The following is a 15,307-nucleotide window of genomic DNA, read 5'->3' as shown; positions in this document are numbered from 1 at the left end:
ATTTGTTATATTAAAATTATAAATTTTCCCCCTCTCATGCAAGGATACATGAAAAAGTTTACCAATAAAGTATCTATTGTATGTATTTATAGAACTTTTTCAACGCATTTCTATTGGGGCCTCGACTCCTATGATGCTAAGTCCTGATGATAAAATATTGATAACAGCTTGTATCAAGCCCAATCTTGCAAAGGATAACTCTTTATCATTAGGCTGAATAAAGCGTAAATTGAGATTTTCGCTCCCTTTATTCCAATGTGTGTGAAAGCAGGAGGCAAGATCATAAAGATAAAACGCTAATCGATGGGGTTCTTTATGAATGACCGCTTGTTCAATGATACGCGGATATTCAGAAAGTTTGCGTATTAATAATATTTCATTGTCATCTGTTAGTCGATGAAGATGGGGGATCAATATGTCCTCTGAAAAACTCTCAATATGAAGCACTTCTTGTGCTTGACGAAAGACTGAGTGACAACGTGCACTTGCATATTGTACGTAAAAGATAGGGTTATCTTTTGATTGTTCTGTTACTTTTGCAAAATCAAAATCAAGAGGAGCTTCGCATTTGCGGTATAACATCATAAAACGCACTGGATCACGACCAACTTCCTCAACAACATCTCTTAGAGTGACAAATGATCCTGCTCTTTTTGACATGCGCACAGGTTGACCATTGCGAAAGAGTTTTACCAATTGACATAAGAAAACACTTAGTCTGGCTTTATCCCCAGAAATTGCTTTTGCCATGGCTTCTAGTCGCTTTACATAGCCAGCATGGTCTGCACCTAAAATATAAATCATTTCATCAAAATGACGATTAAATTTATCCCGAAAATAAGCAACATCAGCAGCAAAATAAGTGTAAGAACCATCGGATTTAATCAAAACACGGTCTTGGTCATCACCAACATTTGTTGAACGAAACAAAGTTTGTTCGCTTGGTTCCCAATCTTCTATATTTTGTCCTTTGGGAGGGGGGAGTTTTCCTTTATAGATATAACCATTTAAAGTGAGGTCGTTAATGGTGTTACGAATAGCGCGGGCATTATCTGCGTAAAGCATTCGCTCAGAAAAAAAGATATCATGATAAATATTAAGAGCCGCCAAATCTTCGCGAATCATGAACATCATTGCCTGAATTGCCTGTTCTTTCACAATAGATAAGGCTTTATCTTTATCCATGATGAGGAGTTGATCACCAAACTCTTGAGCCAATGATTGACCTAATGGTATCAAGTACTCTCCAGGATAGAGCCCCTCTGGAATTTCATTAATTTTTTGTCCAAGAGCTTCACGATAGCGCAACAGTACGGAGTGAGCGAGGACTTCGATTTGTTGACCAGCATCATTGATATAATATTCTTTCGTGATGTTATAGCCCGTAAATTGTAGCAAATTAGAGAGAACATCCCCAACAACAGCTCCGCGACAGTGTCCTACATGCATAGGGCCCGTCGGATTTGCTGAGACATATTCAACATTGACACGTTTTCCTTGTCCTATAGGGATGCGACCATAAGAAAGACCTAATTCAAGCATGGATTTTACAGCATCTTGCCAAAATAATTTTGTAAGCTTGATGTTGATAAAACCAGGACCGGCAACATCAATATTCTCGATAGAGGAATCATTTTTAAGCAGTTCTATGATTTTATCGGCAAGAGCGCGGGGCCCCATCCCAATAGATTTTGCAAGCACCATAGCAGCATTGGTTGATAAATGACCATGGGAGGGATCACGTGGGGGATCAACGGTGATTTTTGTTAAATCTAGATCTTCTCTACTTTTTTCTTTTATATCAGATAATTCAATTGATTTTTTAATTTTTTTTTCGAAGTTTTTAAAGATGTTCATATTGAGCTTCCATAATGATGCTAAAAGCCATTAAACGAAATGATCTGTATGGTCAAATAAACGGTGATATTCACGTAAAGCATAATGATCAGTCATCCCTGAAAGAAAGTCAGCAATCAGACGTGCTAACTCTTGATTTTTTAAGTGCACTGTTTTTTTGCACCAACTTTCAGGCATTGTATTTGGATTTTCATAATAACAATTGAATAATTTTTGTACAATGCATTTTGCTGTATTGCGACGACTAAGAACTTGTTCGTGATAATAAAGATTTTTAAAAAGAAAGTTTTTTAGTTCTTTTTCGTAAACGGTCATTGATGGTGAAAAGGTAACAATAGTTTGTTTTGCTTGGTAAATATCGTTTATACTGGTTGGTTTGATGCGTGCTAAGTTTTTATGTGATTGTTTGATAACATCTTCGACCATGGTTGTGATTTGTCTTCGTACAAGTGTGTAACTGCGTCGTGCTTGGTCGAGATGGGGATGCTCATCGGTTATATCTTTTAAGATGGCTGCTGTTAGTGAAACTTGTTCAAATTGATCGAGGGTTAAAAATTGCGATCGTAAACCATCATCAATATCATGGGCATTGTATGCGATATCATCTGCAATCGCAGCACATTGCGCTTCTAGTCCTGCAAAACAATCGAGTGCAAGATCTTGCTTTGCATTGTATTGTAAAATGTCGGTGGGAACTTCTTTATTCTTCGCGTGAGGACCTAAAAGAGGCCCGTTATGCTTTACAAGTCCTTCGAGGGTTTCCCATGTAAGGTTAAGTCCATCAAAATTTGCATAGCGCTGTTCTAGTTTTGTAACAATACGTAAGGCTTGTGCATTATGGTCGAAGCCGCCATAATGAGCCATGGCTTCATTGAGAGCTTCTTCTCCTGCATGGCCAAAGGGTGTGTGCCCAAAATCATGTACAAGAGCAATGGCTTCGGCAAGATCTTCATCAAGATACAGAGCCCGAGCAAGGGTTCGTGCAATTTGGGAAACCTCTATGGAATGGGTAAGGCGGGTACGATAATGATCGCTTTCATCTGCAATAAAAACTTGCGTTTTATGTTTAAGACGTCGAAATGCATTAGAATGGATAATACGATCTCTATCTCGTTGAAAGGGTGAACGTGTAGAGCTCATCATTTCATGGAATAATCGGCCACGGCTTGTTTGCGGGTGAGCACTGTAGAGCGCTCGAGATTGGTAATTGAAGTTGATCGTGCCTATATCCATTGCAAGCTGTCCATTATCATCTTAAAATTGAGAGTGGTTTATGATGAATAAATTTTCTCTTTAATAGTGTGAGATACTCTTTCTTGGTGGTTTAATGCAAGGATATATAAAATGAATGTGAAAATTTCAGATGCTGCTGCTCAGCAAATTGTACAGATACTTTTGCGTGAACCCGATAAAATAGCCTTACGTATTTCTGTTGAAGGAGGGGGGTGTTCTGGTTTTTCTTATAAATATGATTTGGTTTCTGAAATGGGTAAAGATGACCTCGTTTTCAAAAAAGATGGGGCAATTGTACTTATTGATTCACTATCGATTCCCTTCATGGAAGGAGCTGAGATTGATTTTGTTGATGATCTTATGGGGCAGTCTTTTCAGATTCATAATCCCAATGCTGTTTCATCATGTGGTTGTGGTGTAAGTTTTTCAATTTGAGAGTGGGGACTTTGTTATATTGTTTCTTGAAAAAAATATCATGTTGGTCAACAATGTAAAAATGGCTAATCTTATAAAAACAGTGCACCGATGTGTGCGGTTATGCGTGGTGCTTACTTTATTGATCTGGAGCCACTATGCTTTTTGTGAAGAAGGAGTAGATCAGCAGCAGGGACCATCACGGAGTTTCATTCTAAAGCCCCAAGAGCAGGAAAAAGAGAGTTTAGCATCTCAAGCACAACTCATTTTGAATGCTCGATTAACAAATAGCCGTCAAGATATTGAAAAAGGGCTTGTGTGGCGGGTTTATGCCCCTATTTTAGGGATTGATAATAAATTACCATTAGTGGCAAGCTATAAGGGGGGAAGTGCGCGTTTTGATCTCGAATCAGGAAGCTACCTTGTTCATGTTTCATTTGGTCATATGAGTGCTGTGCGCTATATTCGTCTAGAAAATGGGCAGAGTCTTGTGAAAAGTTTTTATCTTGAGGCAGGTGGACTTATTTTAAATGCGACACTGCTCAATGGTGAAATCAATAGAAAGGAATTACGTTTCACGATCTATGAGGATGAAAAAGAAAATGATGATACGGGGATAATTTTATCAAACGTTAAACCTCAATCTGTTGTGCGTTTAAAAGCTGGCCGCTACCATGTTGCTTCTCATTATGGCTCCATTAATGCGACGGTGCGTTCGGATATTCAAGTAGAGGCTGGTAAAATAACGGAAGTTACTCTTGAACATCAGGCCGCTCAAATTGTATTAAAACTGGTACGACAAGAAGGAGGAGAAGCGCTTGCAGATACAAGTTGGTCTCTTGCTAATGATTCTGGTGATATTGTTTATGAAACAGTTGGGGCTTATGTTTCACTCGTATTAGCCGAGGGAGAGTATATTGCCATTGCTAAAAATAAAGATAAAATTTATCAAAAGGTTTTTTCTGTCGTTTCTGGTCATGATGAAGATATAAGCGTGGTGGCGAATGAACAAAATATGCAACGAATTGATGAAGATATAGATTGATCGTTGTTCATAGAACTAAACCGTGATGAAAGATGGGGTGTGCGTTTTGATTGAAATTTCAACAGTTGGTGTATTTTTTGCGGGGGCTCTCTCTTTTTTGTCGCCATGTGTTTTGCCATTAGTTCCTCCTTACTTATGCTATATGGCCGGGATTGGTATTGATGATTTTCGGTCAGAAAAACGTGATGAGAAAGTCTTTATACGGTGGGCTTTATTGTCTTCTGTTATCGCTTTTGTTCTTGGGTTTACCACTGTTTTTGTTGCTTTAGGTGCTAGTGCAAGTACAATTGGTAAATTCATTGGTTATTATCGTGATTGGTTTGCACTTGCTGCTGGGGTAATCATTATTATTTTTGGTTTAAATTTTTTAGGGCTTTTCAAAATTTCGTTTTTATTTCGTGAAGCGCGTTTTCAGACTCATAAAACACCTGCTGGTCCTTTAGGAGCTTATGTTATTGGGTTAGCTTTTGCCTTTGGTTGGACACCGTGTATTGGCCCCATTTTAGGGCCTATTATAACGCTTGCTGGAACAAAAGAAACTGTTGGTGAGGGCGCTATTCTATTAGCAGTTTATGCATTAGGTCTTGCTGTTCCTTTTGTATTGGCTGCTTTATTTTCCAGTCGTTTTATGCGGTTTTTAGCAGCTTTTCGTATTCATTTAGGGAAAGTTGAAAAAATTATTGGTGTTTTTCTTATTCTTACTGGAATTTTGTTTTTAACAGGCTCTATGCAGGACCTTTCGTTTTGGCTTTTAGAACATTACCCTTCATTGAGTTATGTTGAAGATATTCGTTTCTACGATATTATGAACTTTTTTGGATTTTCTCGTTAGTTTTATGTGTTTTTATGGTTAGAAGTTGTCTTTCTATTGTTCTTGCTGCAGGTGAGGGAACGCGTATGAAGTCGTCTCTCCCTAAGGTGCTTCATAAAATTGCTGGATTGCCTCTTATATGCCATGTTCTAAAACAAATAGAATTGGCAGGATCTTCACAATTGGCTGTCATTGTGGGATTTGGTGCTCAAGAGGTTGTACATATTGTTCAGTCATTTGTAAAAGATGTGATGATTTTTGAGCAAAAAGAGCGTTTAGGAACGGCGCATGCTGTTTTATCAGCTCGTTTAGCTTTGCAAAAGGGAGTGGATGATATTCTCATTGTTTTTGGGGATACGCCTCTCATTCAGCAAGATTCTTTGCGTCAAATGCGTGCACAGCTTGCTGATGGAGCAGATGTTGTTTTTGCAGGTTTTCATACTCAAGATCCAACAGGTTATGGGCGCCTTCTCGAGAAAAATGGTCAATTGATCGCAATTGTTGAAGAAAAAGATGCGAGCAATGAAGAAAAAAAGATTTCTTTTTGCAATGGGGGAATACTCGCTATACGTGGAAAACATGCACTTCCTCTTTTAGAGAAGGTTGATAATAACAATATGAAAAAGGAATATTACTTAACCGATATTGCTTCTCTTGCTTCCCGTGAAGGATTAGATGTACGTGTTGTTGAAGTTCCTTTTGAAAATATTGTAGGAATTAACAACGGTTTTGAGCTTTCTGAGGCTGATTCTTTGTGGCAAAAACGTAAAGCGCGTGATTTAATGTTATCAGGTGTTATACTCTTAAAACCAGAAACAGTCTATTTTTCTTATGATACAGAAATTGAACCGGGGGTGGTTATAGAACCAAATGTTTATTTTGGATTGGGCGTGAAAGTACAATCTGGTGCTGTGATTCATGCATTTAGTTATCTCGAAGGTGCTGTGGTGGGTCAAGATGCACAGATTGGTCCCTATGCACGTTTGCGTCCTGGAACAGAGTTGGCTAAATCCGTAAAGATTGGAAATTTTTGTGAAATCAAACAAGCTAAGGTAGGAGAATTTTCTAAAATTAATCATTTAAGTTATATTGGTGATGCCGAAATTGGTGAACATACTAATATTGGGGCCGGTACGATTACATGCAATTATGACGGATTTAACAAATATAAAACTACGATTGGTGATCATGCTTTTGTTGGGTCTAATACGGCGCTTGTTTCTCCATTGGTGATAGGGGATGGTTCTTATGTTGCTTCAGGAAGTGTTATTACTGAAAATATTTCTATGAACAGTATGGCTTTTGGGCGTGCACGACAGGTTATAAAAGAAGGCTATGCAACAAAATTTCGGGCGCGTTTGTTAGAGAACAACTTGTCAAAAAACAAACAGAAAAAGTGACCATTTTCAGTTTATTTCTTTGTTTTGTACGATCTAACGATGGAGAGGAGCATTATTCTTAAAGATTGCCGTACTCCATGTTTAAATTATTTTATTATTTATCGTTTAAATAAAGGCTGTTAGATTGTTTTATGAGATTTAAATCCTTAAGATATATGGGTTGGAGCTTTTGAATGTGTGGAATTATTGGAATTCTTGGAAAGAGCTGTGTTGCATCTTCTTTGCTTGAGGGGTTAAAACGTCTTGAATACAGAGGGTATGATTCATCTGGGGTGGCAACAGTTTATAATGGGCATCTTTATCGTGTACGTGCTGAGGGTAAGCTTGTTCATTTAGAAGAAAAATTAAAAAAAACACCCCTGAAGGGAAATTTAGGGATTGGGCATACCCGTTGGGCAACACATGGCGTTGCTGTTGAACGCAATGCACATCCCCATATAACCGAAAAGCTTGCGGTTGTGCATAATGGTATTATTGAAAATTTTGTAGAATTGCAAAAAGAACTCATCGAAGATGGTTATATCTTTGAAACAGAGACGGATACGGAAGTTATTGCACATTTAATAACGCGTGCATTAAAAAGTGGTCTTTCTCCGCAAGAAGCTATGTGTACCAGTTGGAAAAGGCTGCAGGGGGCTTTTGCACTTGCTCTTATTTTCGAAGGTGAAGATAACCTTATGATTGCGGCTCGGTCTGGTCCACCGTTGGCAATTGGTTATGGAAAAGATGAATTTTTTGTGGGATCAGATGCTATTTCTTTGGCTCCATTCGTTGATCATATTAGCTATTTGGAAGATGGAGATTGGGCTGTTCTCACACGAGAAGGCGTCACAATTTATGATGGAGACAATCAACCGGTAAAACGTTCTATGACAACATTACTTGAAGGGGCTTTATTGATTTCTAAGGGTAATCATCGTCATTTTATGCACAAGGAAATGTTTGAACAACCTGAAGTGATTTCTCATAATTTGGCGCATTATCTTGATCTTGGAAATTATACCGTTCGATCTTTTGAAAATTTGATTGATTGGAAAAATATTCATCAACTGCTTTTTGCGAGTTGTGGAACGGCTTATTATTCAACTTTAGTTGCACGCTATTGGTTTGAAAAATACGCCGCTTTAAGTGTTGACAATGATGTTGCTTCGGAGTTTCGTTATCGTGAGCCTCCTATAACCTCTGATGCGTTATCGCTGTTTGTTTCTCAATCTGGTGAAACAGCAGATACATTAGCTTCTTTACGTTATTGTCGTGAGCGGGGTGTAAAAACAGCAACAATTGTGAATGTTGAGCAATCCACAATGGCAAGAGAGGCTGATTTTATTTTCCCAACACTAGCCGGACCAGAAATTGGTGTTGCTTCAACAAAAGCTTTTACCTGTCAATTGGCAACACTTGCTTCACTCGCACTTAGCGCCGCTAAACAACGTGGCTCTCTCACGGTTCAAATGGAACAGAAACTGGTTCAACAATTGGCAGAAGTTCCTCGTATTTTAAATGAGGTCTTAAAATTAGAAGGAAAAATTGAAGCTCTTTGTCGTGATTTGGTGAATGCAAAAAGTGTTCTTTATCTGGGACGTGGAACTTCTTATCCGATTGCTTTGGAGGGAGCCCTTAAACTGAAAGAGCTTTCTTATATTCATGCTGAAGGTTATGCGGCGGGAGAGTTGAAGCATGGACCAATTGCACTGGTGGATGAGACAATCCCCGTTATTGTTGTAGCTCCTTATGATCGCTGGTTTGAAAAAACTTTGTCTAATATGCAAGAAGTAGGAGCGCGCAATGGTCGTATTATTTTGATAACCGATAAAAAAGGAGCAGAATCAGCTTCTCTTAAGACTTTATCAACGATTACTTTGCCCGTTGTTCCAGAATTTATTGCTCCTATTATTTATGCGCTCCCCATTCAGTTAATCGCTTATCATACGGCTGTTTTATTAGGAACAGATGTTGATCAACCGCGTAATTTAGCAAAATCAGTCACCGTTGAATAAAAATAGATTGTATATTTCTGAACTTTAAGAAAATAATCATGTGTAATAAATTGATTTATAATGATAATTTCTTCTTCCATTTTTCTCAGTTGAAAGAAAATACCAAAGATAGGATTTTTCATTCCAAATCCTTAATAAAAGAATAAAAAATATTTTCTTAAACGATCAAAAAATGGATTAGATGTATGAAGACGAAGTTCAAAAGGACATATTATGCTTCTCTTCCTTTAATGCAAGAGTCATCCAGATTGTGAGAGAAGATGCTGCTGTTGATTTTTGATTCTTTCATGAAGCATAAATGCTGTAGGGAGTGTGTTAGATCATTTATGAATGATCCTAAGAAAGAGTAGCCTATTTGCATGGGAAGTATTTTTATTTTTTACCAAAGGTTCTTTTCTATCATTATCCTGCTCGTAAGAGGCGTGTAGCGTTGTTGTGTCCGAAAAGATAAAGGAGTAACCGTAAAGCTTGTCCTTGCTCAGAAGAAAGATGAGGATCACGTTGTAAAAATAAGCGTGCGTCCTTTCTTGCTATTGACAAAAGATCACTGTGAACAGCAAGATTTGCTATATGAAATTCAGGAACTCCAGATTGTTTTGTTCCTAAAAGTTCTCCTTCGCCTCGCAAGCGCCAATCTTCTTCGGCAATTTCAAAACCATCTTCTGTATTGCGGATAATATTCAGGCGTTTTGCCGCTGTTTTGGTGAGTGGATCTTTATAGAGCAAAATACAGGAAGATTTTTTATCGCCTCGTCCTACACGTCCACGCAATTGGTGCAATTGTGAAAGGCCAAAATGTTCTGCATGTTCGATGATAATAATCGAAGCATCTGGAATATCCACGCCTACTTCAATGACGGTCGTTGCAACTAAAATACGTGTATTTCCGCATTTAAAAGATGCCATAGCTGCTTCTTTTTCTGCTGTAGACATTTTACCATGGATCATCCCAACACGTGCTCCAAAGCGCTCATGAAGAAACGCAAAACGATTTTCAATTGAAGTGAGATCAAGAGCTGTCGATTCCTCCACTAAAGGACAAATCCAATAGAGTTTTTCTTCTTTTTCGAGTGCAATTGCGATTCGTTCTATAAGTTCATGCATACGTTTTAAAGAAAGCATTGCTGTTGTAATGGGTTGTCGTCCCATTGGTTTTTCTGTAATTTTGGATACATCCATGTCACCAAAAGCTGTTAAGACAAGTGTGCGGGGAATGGGCGTGGCGGTCATGACCAGCATATCCGGTTTATTGCCTTTTTCTGTAAGGGCAATACGTTGATGCACACCAAAACGGTGTTGTTCATCGATAATGGTTAAGGCGAGATTGTTATAAGTAACGCTGTCTTGTATAAGAGCATGGGTTCCAATGACAATAGAAACTTGACCTGACAAAATATCATTCAAAATATTTGTCCGCAATTTTCCTTTTTCTCGTCCTGTTAAAAGTGTTGTTTGTAAGCCTATCTTTTCGGCAAGAGGGGCAATGGTGGCAAAATGTTGCCGAGCAAGCACTTCTGTGGGGGCCATTAAAGCTGATTGCCCTGAATTTTCAGCAATTTGTGCCATTGCCATCAGTGCCACGACTGTTTTTCCTGCGCCTACATCGCCTTGAAGTAATCTTAGCATCGGTTCTGGTGAAGAAAGATCATTGGCAATGTCTTCCACTGCTTTTATCTGTCCCTTTGTGAGCTGAAAGGGGAGAACATTAAGCAATTTTTTCGTATAAATTTCCTTTGATGGTCGAGGAATTCCAACAAGAGATTTGGTTTTCAAACGCACAAGACCTAGCGCCAATTGGCAAGCGAGGAGTTCATCATAGGCAAGACGTTTACGTGCTGTACTTTCTAGAGCTAGATCATCGGGATTAATAGGGGCATGGATACGGCGTAAAGCAACAGAAAAGGAAGAAAAATTTTGCTGTTTTTTAACATTTTCATCTATCCATTCTGGAAGAAGAGGAATAAAATCGAGAGCGTTTTGTATAGCACGTCTTAACGTCTTTGGGGCGAGTCCGGCGGTAGAGGGGTAAACAGGTTCAATGAGAGGAATCTGATTTGATTGTTCGCTCGGGATTATATGGTCGGGATGGGCCATTGAAAGTTGCCCATTAAACCATTCAACTTTTCCTGATACAATGACTTTTTTTCCTTCAGAGAGTTGTTTTTTGAGCCAAAGAGGCTGAGCATGAAAAAAGACTAAATTTATTTTTCCTGTTTGATCATGGGCAATAACACGATAGGGAATTCGATTATGACCACGGGGTGGAGGCTGGTGTTGATCAATGACAATTTCTAGCGTAACAGTCTCTCCTTCTTTTGCATGAGCAATGCTGGGACGCATTCTGCGGTCTATAACAGAATGGGGCATCAATTGAAGAAGATCAATAAGGGTTGCTTCACGTTGTGTTGGATTAATATTTAAAAGTTTTGTCAGTAAGCCATAGACTTTAGGTGTAATACCAGAAAGGGTTCGAATAGAATTAAAAAGAGGGGTAAGAAGACTTGGAGGCATGAGGAAATTTAACCTGCTCTTTTTGTTTTTTCTAGACCTTTAGAAGAGCTTTTTTGGGGATAAATTCATAAAGAGAAAATTGTTTTATTAACTTTATTGAGTGTTAGGAAGAAAAATGAATATTTAATGAGAAATACAATAAAAGAATACTAAAATTAAAGGGCTTATATGAGGTATATTTTTCTTCTTTTTATTTTAGGCGTTTATTTGCTGTGAATAGAGGTCTTTTCTTGATGGAACTCTCTTATAAAGATCAGTAAAATTGGGATGTTTTCCTATGTGGGATGATAAATTTATAGCTTTAACGTTATGTTAATGTGAAATTTTTTCTTTAAGGGGTGCTGTTTTGCATTTAGTTTGTAATAGGAAATTGTGAGAGTGATCAAAGATAAAAATAAACTGCAAAAAGACAAAAATTCTCTTCCTCGCTTTATTCATTTAAGAGTGCATTCAGCTTATTCTTTGCTTGAAGGGGCTTTAAAAATCCCGCAAATTATTCAACAGGCGATTTCAGATCATGCTCCAGCGGTTGCTATTAGTGATACCAATAATTTATTTGGGGCTTTGGAATTTTCGCAGTATTGTCTTTCTCATGGGATTCAACCTATTATTGGTTGTCAGCTTACCATTGATTTTTGTGATGAAAATAATCATTCACGTTTGGTTAAAGGACAGAATGCTTTTGATTTTTGTTCGATCGTTCTGTTGGCTGCTAGTAAAACCGGTTATGCTCATTTGGTTCGTCTTGTAAGCCGTGCTTATCTTGATAAATGTGATACTGATCCTCCTCATATTAAAGCTGATTGGTTGGCGGCACACAGTGAAGGCATAATCGCTTTAACGGGCGGTAAGGGAGGACCTATTAATCTTTCCTTGGCAGAAGAAAAAAAAGAACGCGCTGTTGAGCGCTTAATTTATTTGAAAAAAACTTTTTCTGACCGTCTTTATGTGGAATTACAACGGCATGGCTCTTATGACAAAGGGGTAGAAGCAGATCTTATTGAATTAGCCTATGCGCATGAAGTTCCTCTTGTTGCAACGAATGAAGCTTTTTTTCTGAATAGGGAAGGGTATGAAGCCCATGATGCGTTAATGGCTGTTTCAGAAGGACAAATCGTCTCTAATCCAGATCGCAAACGGGTAACCCCAGATCATTATTTGAAATCACAAGATGAAATGGTTGCACTGTTTTCTGATCTTCCAGAAGCTTTAGAAAATAGTGTTGAAATTGCATTGCGTTGTCATATTGCCACGCCTCTTCGAAAACCGATATTGCCTCGTTTTATAGAACAATCTGCTAGTTCAGAAGTTACTTTAGAAGCAGAAGATAGTGAGTTATTAAATCAAGCTAAAAGTGGTTTGAAGATGCGACTTGAAACAATTGGATTGGCTGAAGGGTATACGATCGCAGATTATGAACAGAGGCTTGATTATGAGGTCTCAGTTATTACGCGTATGCAATTTTCTGGATATTTTCTTATCGTTTCAGATTTCATAAAATGGGCGAAGATTCATGATATTCCTGTTGGTCCAGGGCGGGGTTCTGGTGCTGGTTCACTTGTTGCTTATGCATTGACGATTACCGATGTTGATCCATTGCGTTTTTCTCTTCTCTTTGAACGTTTTCTCAATCCAGATCGTATTTCGATGCCAGATTTTGATATCGATTTTTGTCAAGAGCGGCGTGAAGAAGTTATTCAATATGTTCAAAAAAAATATGGACGTGATCAAGTTGCTCAAATTATTACCTTTGGTAAGTTGCAAGCCCGTGCAGTTTTACGTGATGTAGGGCGTGTTTTAGAAGTTCCTTATCGTCAGGTAGACTATCTTACAAAATTAATTCCTGCAACGCCAGGAAGTCAGGTAGAATTAGCGGATGCGATTAAGGATGAACCTAAATTTGAAGAGGAAAAGAAAAAAGATCCGCTCATTGGACGCGCATTAGATATAGCACTTCAGTTGGAGGGACTTTATCGTCACGCTTCCACTCATGCTGCAGGGATTGTTATCGGAGATCGTCCGCTTTGGGAGCTTGTCCCAATGTATCGTGATCCTCGTTCTGATATGCCTGTTACACAATTTAACATGAAATATGTTGAACAGGCAGGGCTGGTAAAGTTTGATTTTCTTGGGTTAAAAACGCTTACTGTTTTAAAAATGGCCGTTGACTTTGTTGCTAGACAAGGGATCAAAATAGATTTGTCAAATATCCCTCTGAATGATGAAGAAACCTATGCTATGATGGCGAGGGGTGAAACGGTTGGTGTGTTTCAGGTGGAAAGTTCTGGCATGCGCAAAGCGCTGATTGGAATGAAGCCAGATTGTATTGAAGATATTATTGCGCTGGTTGCGCTTTATCGTCCTGGTCCCATGGAGAATATTCCAACCTATAATGCACGCAAACACGGGGAAGAGGAAATTGCTTCTATTCATCCTAAAATAGATCATCTGATTAAAGAAACACAAGGTGTTATAGTTTATCAAGAACAGGTGATGCAGATTGCTCAGGTGCTGGCTGGTTATTCGCTTGGAGAAGCTGATTTATTACGTCGTGCTATGGGAAAAAAAATTCATGCAGAAATGCAAAAACAGCGTACACGTTTTGTCAATGGAGCCGTTGCTGGTGGAGTTGATAAAGAGCAAGCTGATATTATCTTTGATCTTTTAGCGAAATTTGCTGATTATGGATTTAATAAATCGCATGCTGCTGCTTATGCAATTGTTTCTTATCAAACAGCTTATATGAAAGCCAATTATCCCGTTGAGTTTTTAGCTGCTTCAATGACGCATGATATGATGAATACCGATAAGCTCAATGATTTTCGGCGTGAGGCATTAAGGCTGGGTATTGAAGTTATTGCACCTTCTATACAAACATCTCATCGTATTTTTGAGGTTGCTGATAATTGTATTTATTATTCTCTTGCTGCCATTAAAGGGGTGGGAGAAACAGTTGTCGATCATATCGTCACTTGTCGTGGAAATAAGATTTTTAAGGATTTGGAAGATTTTTGTGCACGTGTTGATCTTCGTATTGTTAATAAGCGTGCAATGGAAAGTTTAGTTTGTGCTGGTGCTTTTGATTGCTTTAATATTACACGTGAGGTTTTATTAGCCAATCTTGGAACACTTCATGCGCGGGCACTTCGTATTCTCGATGATAATTCTAGTGGGCAGTTTGATATATTTGGAATGGAAGGCGGATTAAAAGAACCATTAATTTTATCCCAAACGACTCCTTGGTTGTTAGCTGAGAAACTTTATAGAGAATTTCAAGCAATAGGCTTTTACTTTTCTGCTCATCCATTGGATGAATATCAAGCTATTCTCACCAAAAAACGTGTTCAGACTTGGAGTAATTTTGCCAATGCTGTTAAAGGAGGAGCAACGGCTGCACGGCTTGCTGGAACCGTTGTAGCAAAAAGTATACGTAAAACAAAGTCTGGTAAAAAAATGGGAATTATTCATTTTTCTGATACAAGTGGACAATATGAGGCTATTCTCTTTTCTGAAGTACTTTCGGATTATGAGGAGATGTTAGAACCTGGAAAATCTTTTATTATTACGGTGAGCGCAGAAAATCGCTCTGAAGGGATTAGTTTGCGAATTGAGACAATTCAGTCTTTGGAAAAGGAAGCATTACAGCAGCATAAAATGATGCGTCTTTTTATAAAAACAGTTGATATGCTTCCACAAATTGAACAAAATTTAAAGCTTGGGGGACATGGAGAGGTTGGGCTTATTTTAATTCAAGAAGATGGATTGCGAGAAGTGGAAATTGCACTTCCAAAGCGATATAAGGTCAATTCACATGTTGCAAATGCTATGAAATTAATTCAGGGTATTGTCGATGTGGAATTGAGTTAAAATGAGATTAAAGATAGAGGCTATTGGGGGAATTTTTTTGCTTTTGGAAAAGTTGAAAGTTGAGCTTTAAAAATCAGATAGGTGATTTCGAAAGATCTTGCTTTTATTTGGGTAAATTATGATGGACTTTTAGTGTCATAAAGTCAAAAAGTCTCTTTCTTTGGTAATATTC

At 38.2% G+C, this 15,307-nt stretch carries 9 protein-coding genes; 6 read left to right on the top strand and 3 right to left on the bottom strand.

What is annotated here, in order from left to right:
* Nucleotides 1–99: 99 nt before the first annotated feature.
* Together argS and PVV59_RS02120 are read right to left on the bottom strand one after the other, a co-directional pair.
* A complete protein-coding gene (gene argS / locus PVV59_RS02125) occupies nt 100–1,857 on the bottom strand; it encodes an arginine--tRNA ligase (RefSeq protein WP_273754262.1) in 1,758 nt (585 codons plus the stop codon).
* 30 nt (nt 1,858–1,887) lie between these two features.
* Nucleotides 1,888–3,090: a deoxyguanosinetriphosphate triphosphohydrolase gene (locus tag PVV59_RS02120; protein ID WP_273754260.1), complete on the bottom strand. Its 1,203-nt coding sequence runs from the start codon at nt 3,088–3,090 to the stop codon at nt 1,888–1,890.
* 111 nt (nt 3,091–3,201) lie between these two features.
* On the opposite strand from PVV59_RS02120, the gene PVV59_RS02115 reads away from it, so the two are divergent.
* From PVV59_RS02115 to glmS, 5 genes are all read left to right on the top strand, one after another.
* On the top strand, nt 3,202–3,525 hold the full coding sequence (locus PVV59_RS02115; RefSeq protein WP_273754259.1) for an iron-sulfur cluster assembly accessory protein: 324 nt from the start codon (nt 3,202–3,204) through the stop codon (nt 3,523–3,525).
* Nucleotides 3,526–3,565: 40 nt separating this feature from the next.
* On the top strand, nt 3,566–4,549 hold the full coding sequence (locus PVV59_RS02110) for a carboxypeptidase regulatory-like domain-containing protein (RefSeq protein ID WP_273754350.1): 984 nt from the start codon (nt 3,566–3,568) through the stop codon (nt 4,547–4,549).
* A gap of 25 nt (nt 4,550–4,574) precedes the next feature.
* Nucleotides 4,575–5,381 carry a cytochrome c biogenesis CcdA family protein gene (locus PVV59_RS02105; protein WP_273754349.1) on the top strand — a complete coding sequence of 269 codons (807 nt, stop codon included), beginning with the start codon at nt 4,575–4,577 and terminating at the stop codon, nt 5,379–5,381.
* Nucleotides 5,382–5,395: 14 nt separating this feature from the next.
* Nucleotides 5,396–6,760 carry a bifunctional UDP-N-acetylglucosamine diphosphorylase/glucosamine-1-phosphate N-acetyltransferase GlmU gene (gene glmU / locus PVV59_RS02100; RefSeq protein ID WP_273754258.1) on the top strand — a complete coding sequence of 455 codons (1,365 nt, stop codon included), beginning with the start codon at nt 5,396–5,398 and terminating at the stop codon, nt 6,758–6,760.
* Between the two features lie 173 nt (nt 6,761–6,933).
* Nucleotides 6,934–8,757, top strand: coding sequence for a glutamine--fructose-6-phosphate transaminase (isomerizing) (gene glmS, locus PVV59_RS02095; RefSeq protein ID WP_273754256.1), 1,824 nt, complete (start codon nt 6,934–6,936; stop codon nt 8,755–8,757).
* A gap of 402 nt (nt 8,758–9,159) precedes the next feature.
* Here the strand turns inward: glmS and recG are convergent, their stop codons facing one another.
* Nucleotides 9,160–11,268: an ATP-dependent DNA helicase RecG gene (gene recG, locus PVV59_RS02090; RefSeq protein WP_273754254.1), complete on the bottom strand. Its 2,109-nt coding sequence runs from the start codon at nt 11,266–11,268 to the stop codon at nt 9,160–9,162.
* A 378-nt stretch (nt 11,269–11,646) separates the two neighbouring features.
* On the opposite strand from recG, the gene dnaE reads away from it, so the two are divergent.
* On the top strand, nt 11,647–15,135 hold the full coding sequence (gene dnaE, locus PVV59_RS02085) for a DNA polymerase III subunit alpha (protein WP_273754253.1): 3,489 nt from the start codon (nt 11,647–11,649) through the stop codon (nt 15,133–15,135).
* Nucleotides 15,136–15,307: the final 172 nt, after the last annotated feature.

It is taken from the genome of Bartonella sp. MM73XJBT.G, assembly GCF_028618435.1.
Taxonomy (GTDB): Bacteria; Pseudomonadota; Alphaproteobacteria; order Rhizobiales; family Rhizobiaceae; genus Bartonella.
The sequence above is the reverse complement of the archived record's forward strand: the minus strand, read 5'-3'. Positions and strand labels throughout refer to the sequence as shown.

Bases quoted from the DNA above. Each gene is read 5' to 3' on its own strand.
- PVV59_RS02115 (WP_273754259.1), top strand. From the start codon at position 3,202: ATGAATGTGAAAATTTCAGATGCTGCTGCTCAGCAAATTGTACAGATA.
- PVV59_RS02105 (WP_273754349.1), top strand. From the start codon at position 4,575: ATGAAAGATGGGGTGTGCGTTTTGATTGAAATTTCAACAGTTGGTGTA.
- glmU (WP_273754258.1), top strand. From the start codon at position 5,396: ATGGTTAGAAGTTGTCTTTCTATTGTTCTTGCTGCAGGTGAGGGAACG.
- recG (WP_273754254.1), bottom strand. From the start codon at position 11,268: ATGCCTCCAAGTCTTCTTACCCCTCTTTTTAATTCTATTCGAACCCTT.
- glmS (WP_273754256.1), top strand. From the start codon at position 6,934: ATGTGTGGAATTATTGGAATTCTTGGAAAGAGCTGTGTTGCATCTTCT.
- argS (WP_273754262.1), bottom strand. From the start codon at position 1,857: ATGAACATCTTTAAAAACTTCGAAAAAAAAATTAAAAAATCAATTGAA.
- PVV59_RS02110 (WP_273754350.1), top strand. From the start codon at position 3,566: ATGTTGGTCAACAATGTAAAAATGGCTAATCTTATAAAAACAGTGCAC.
- PVV59_RS02120 (WP_273754260.1), bottom strand. From the start codon at position 3,090: ATGGATATAGGCACGATCAACTTCAATTACCAATCTCGAGCGCTCTAC.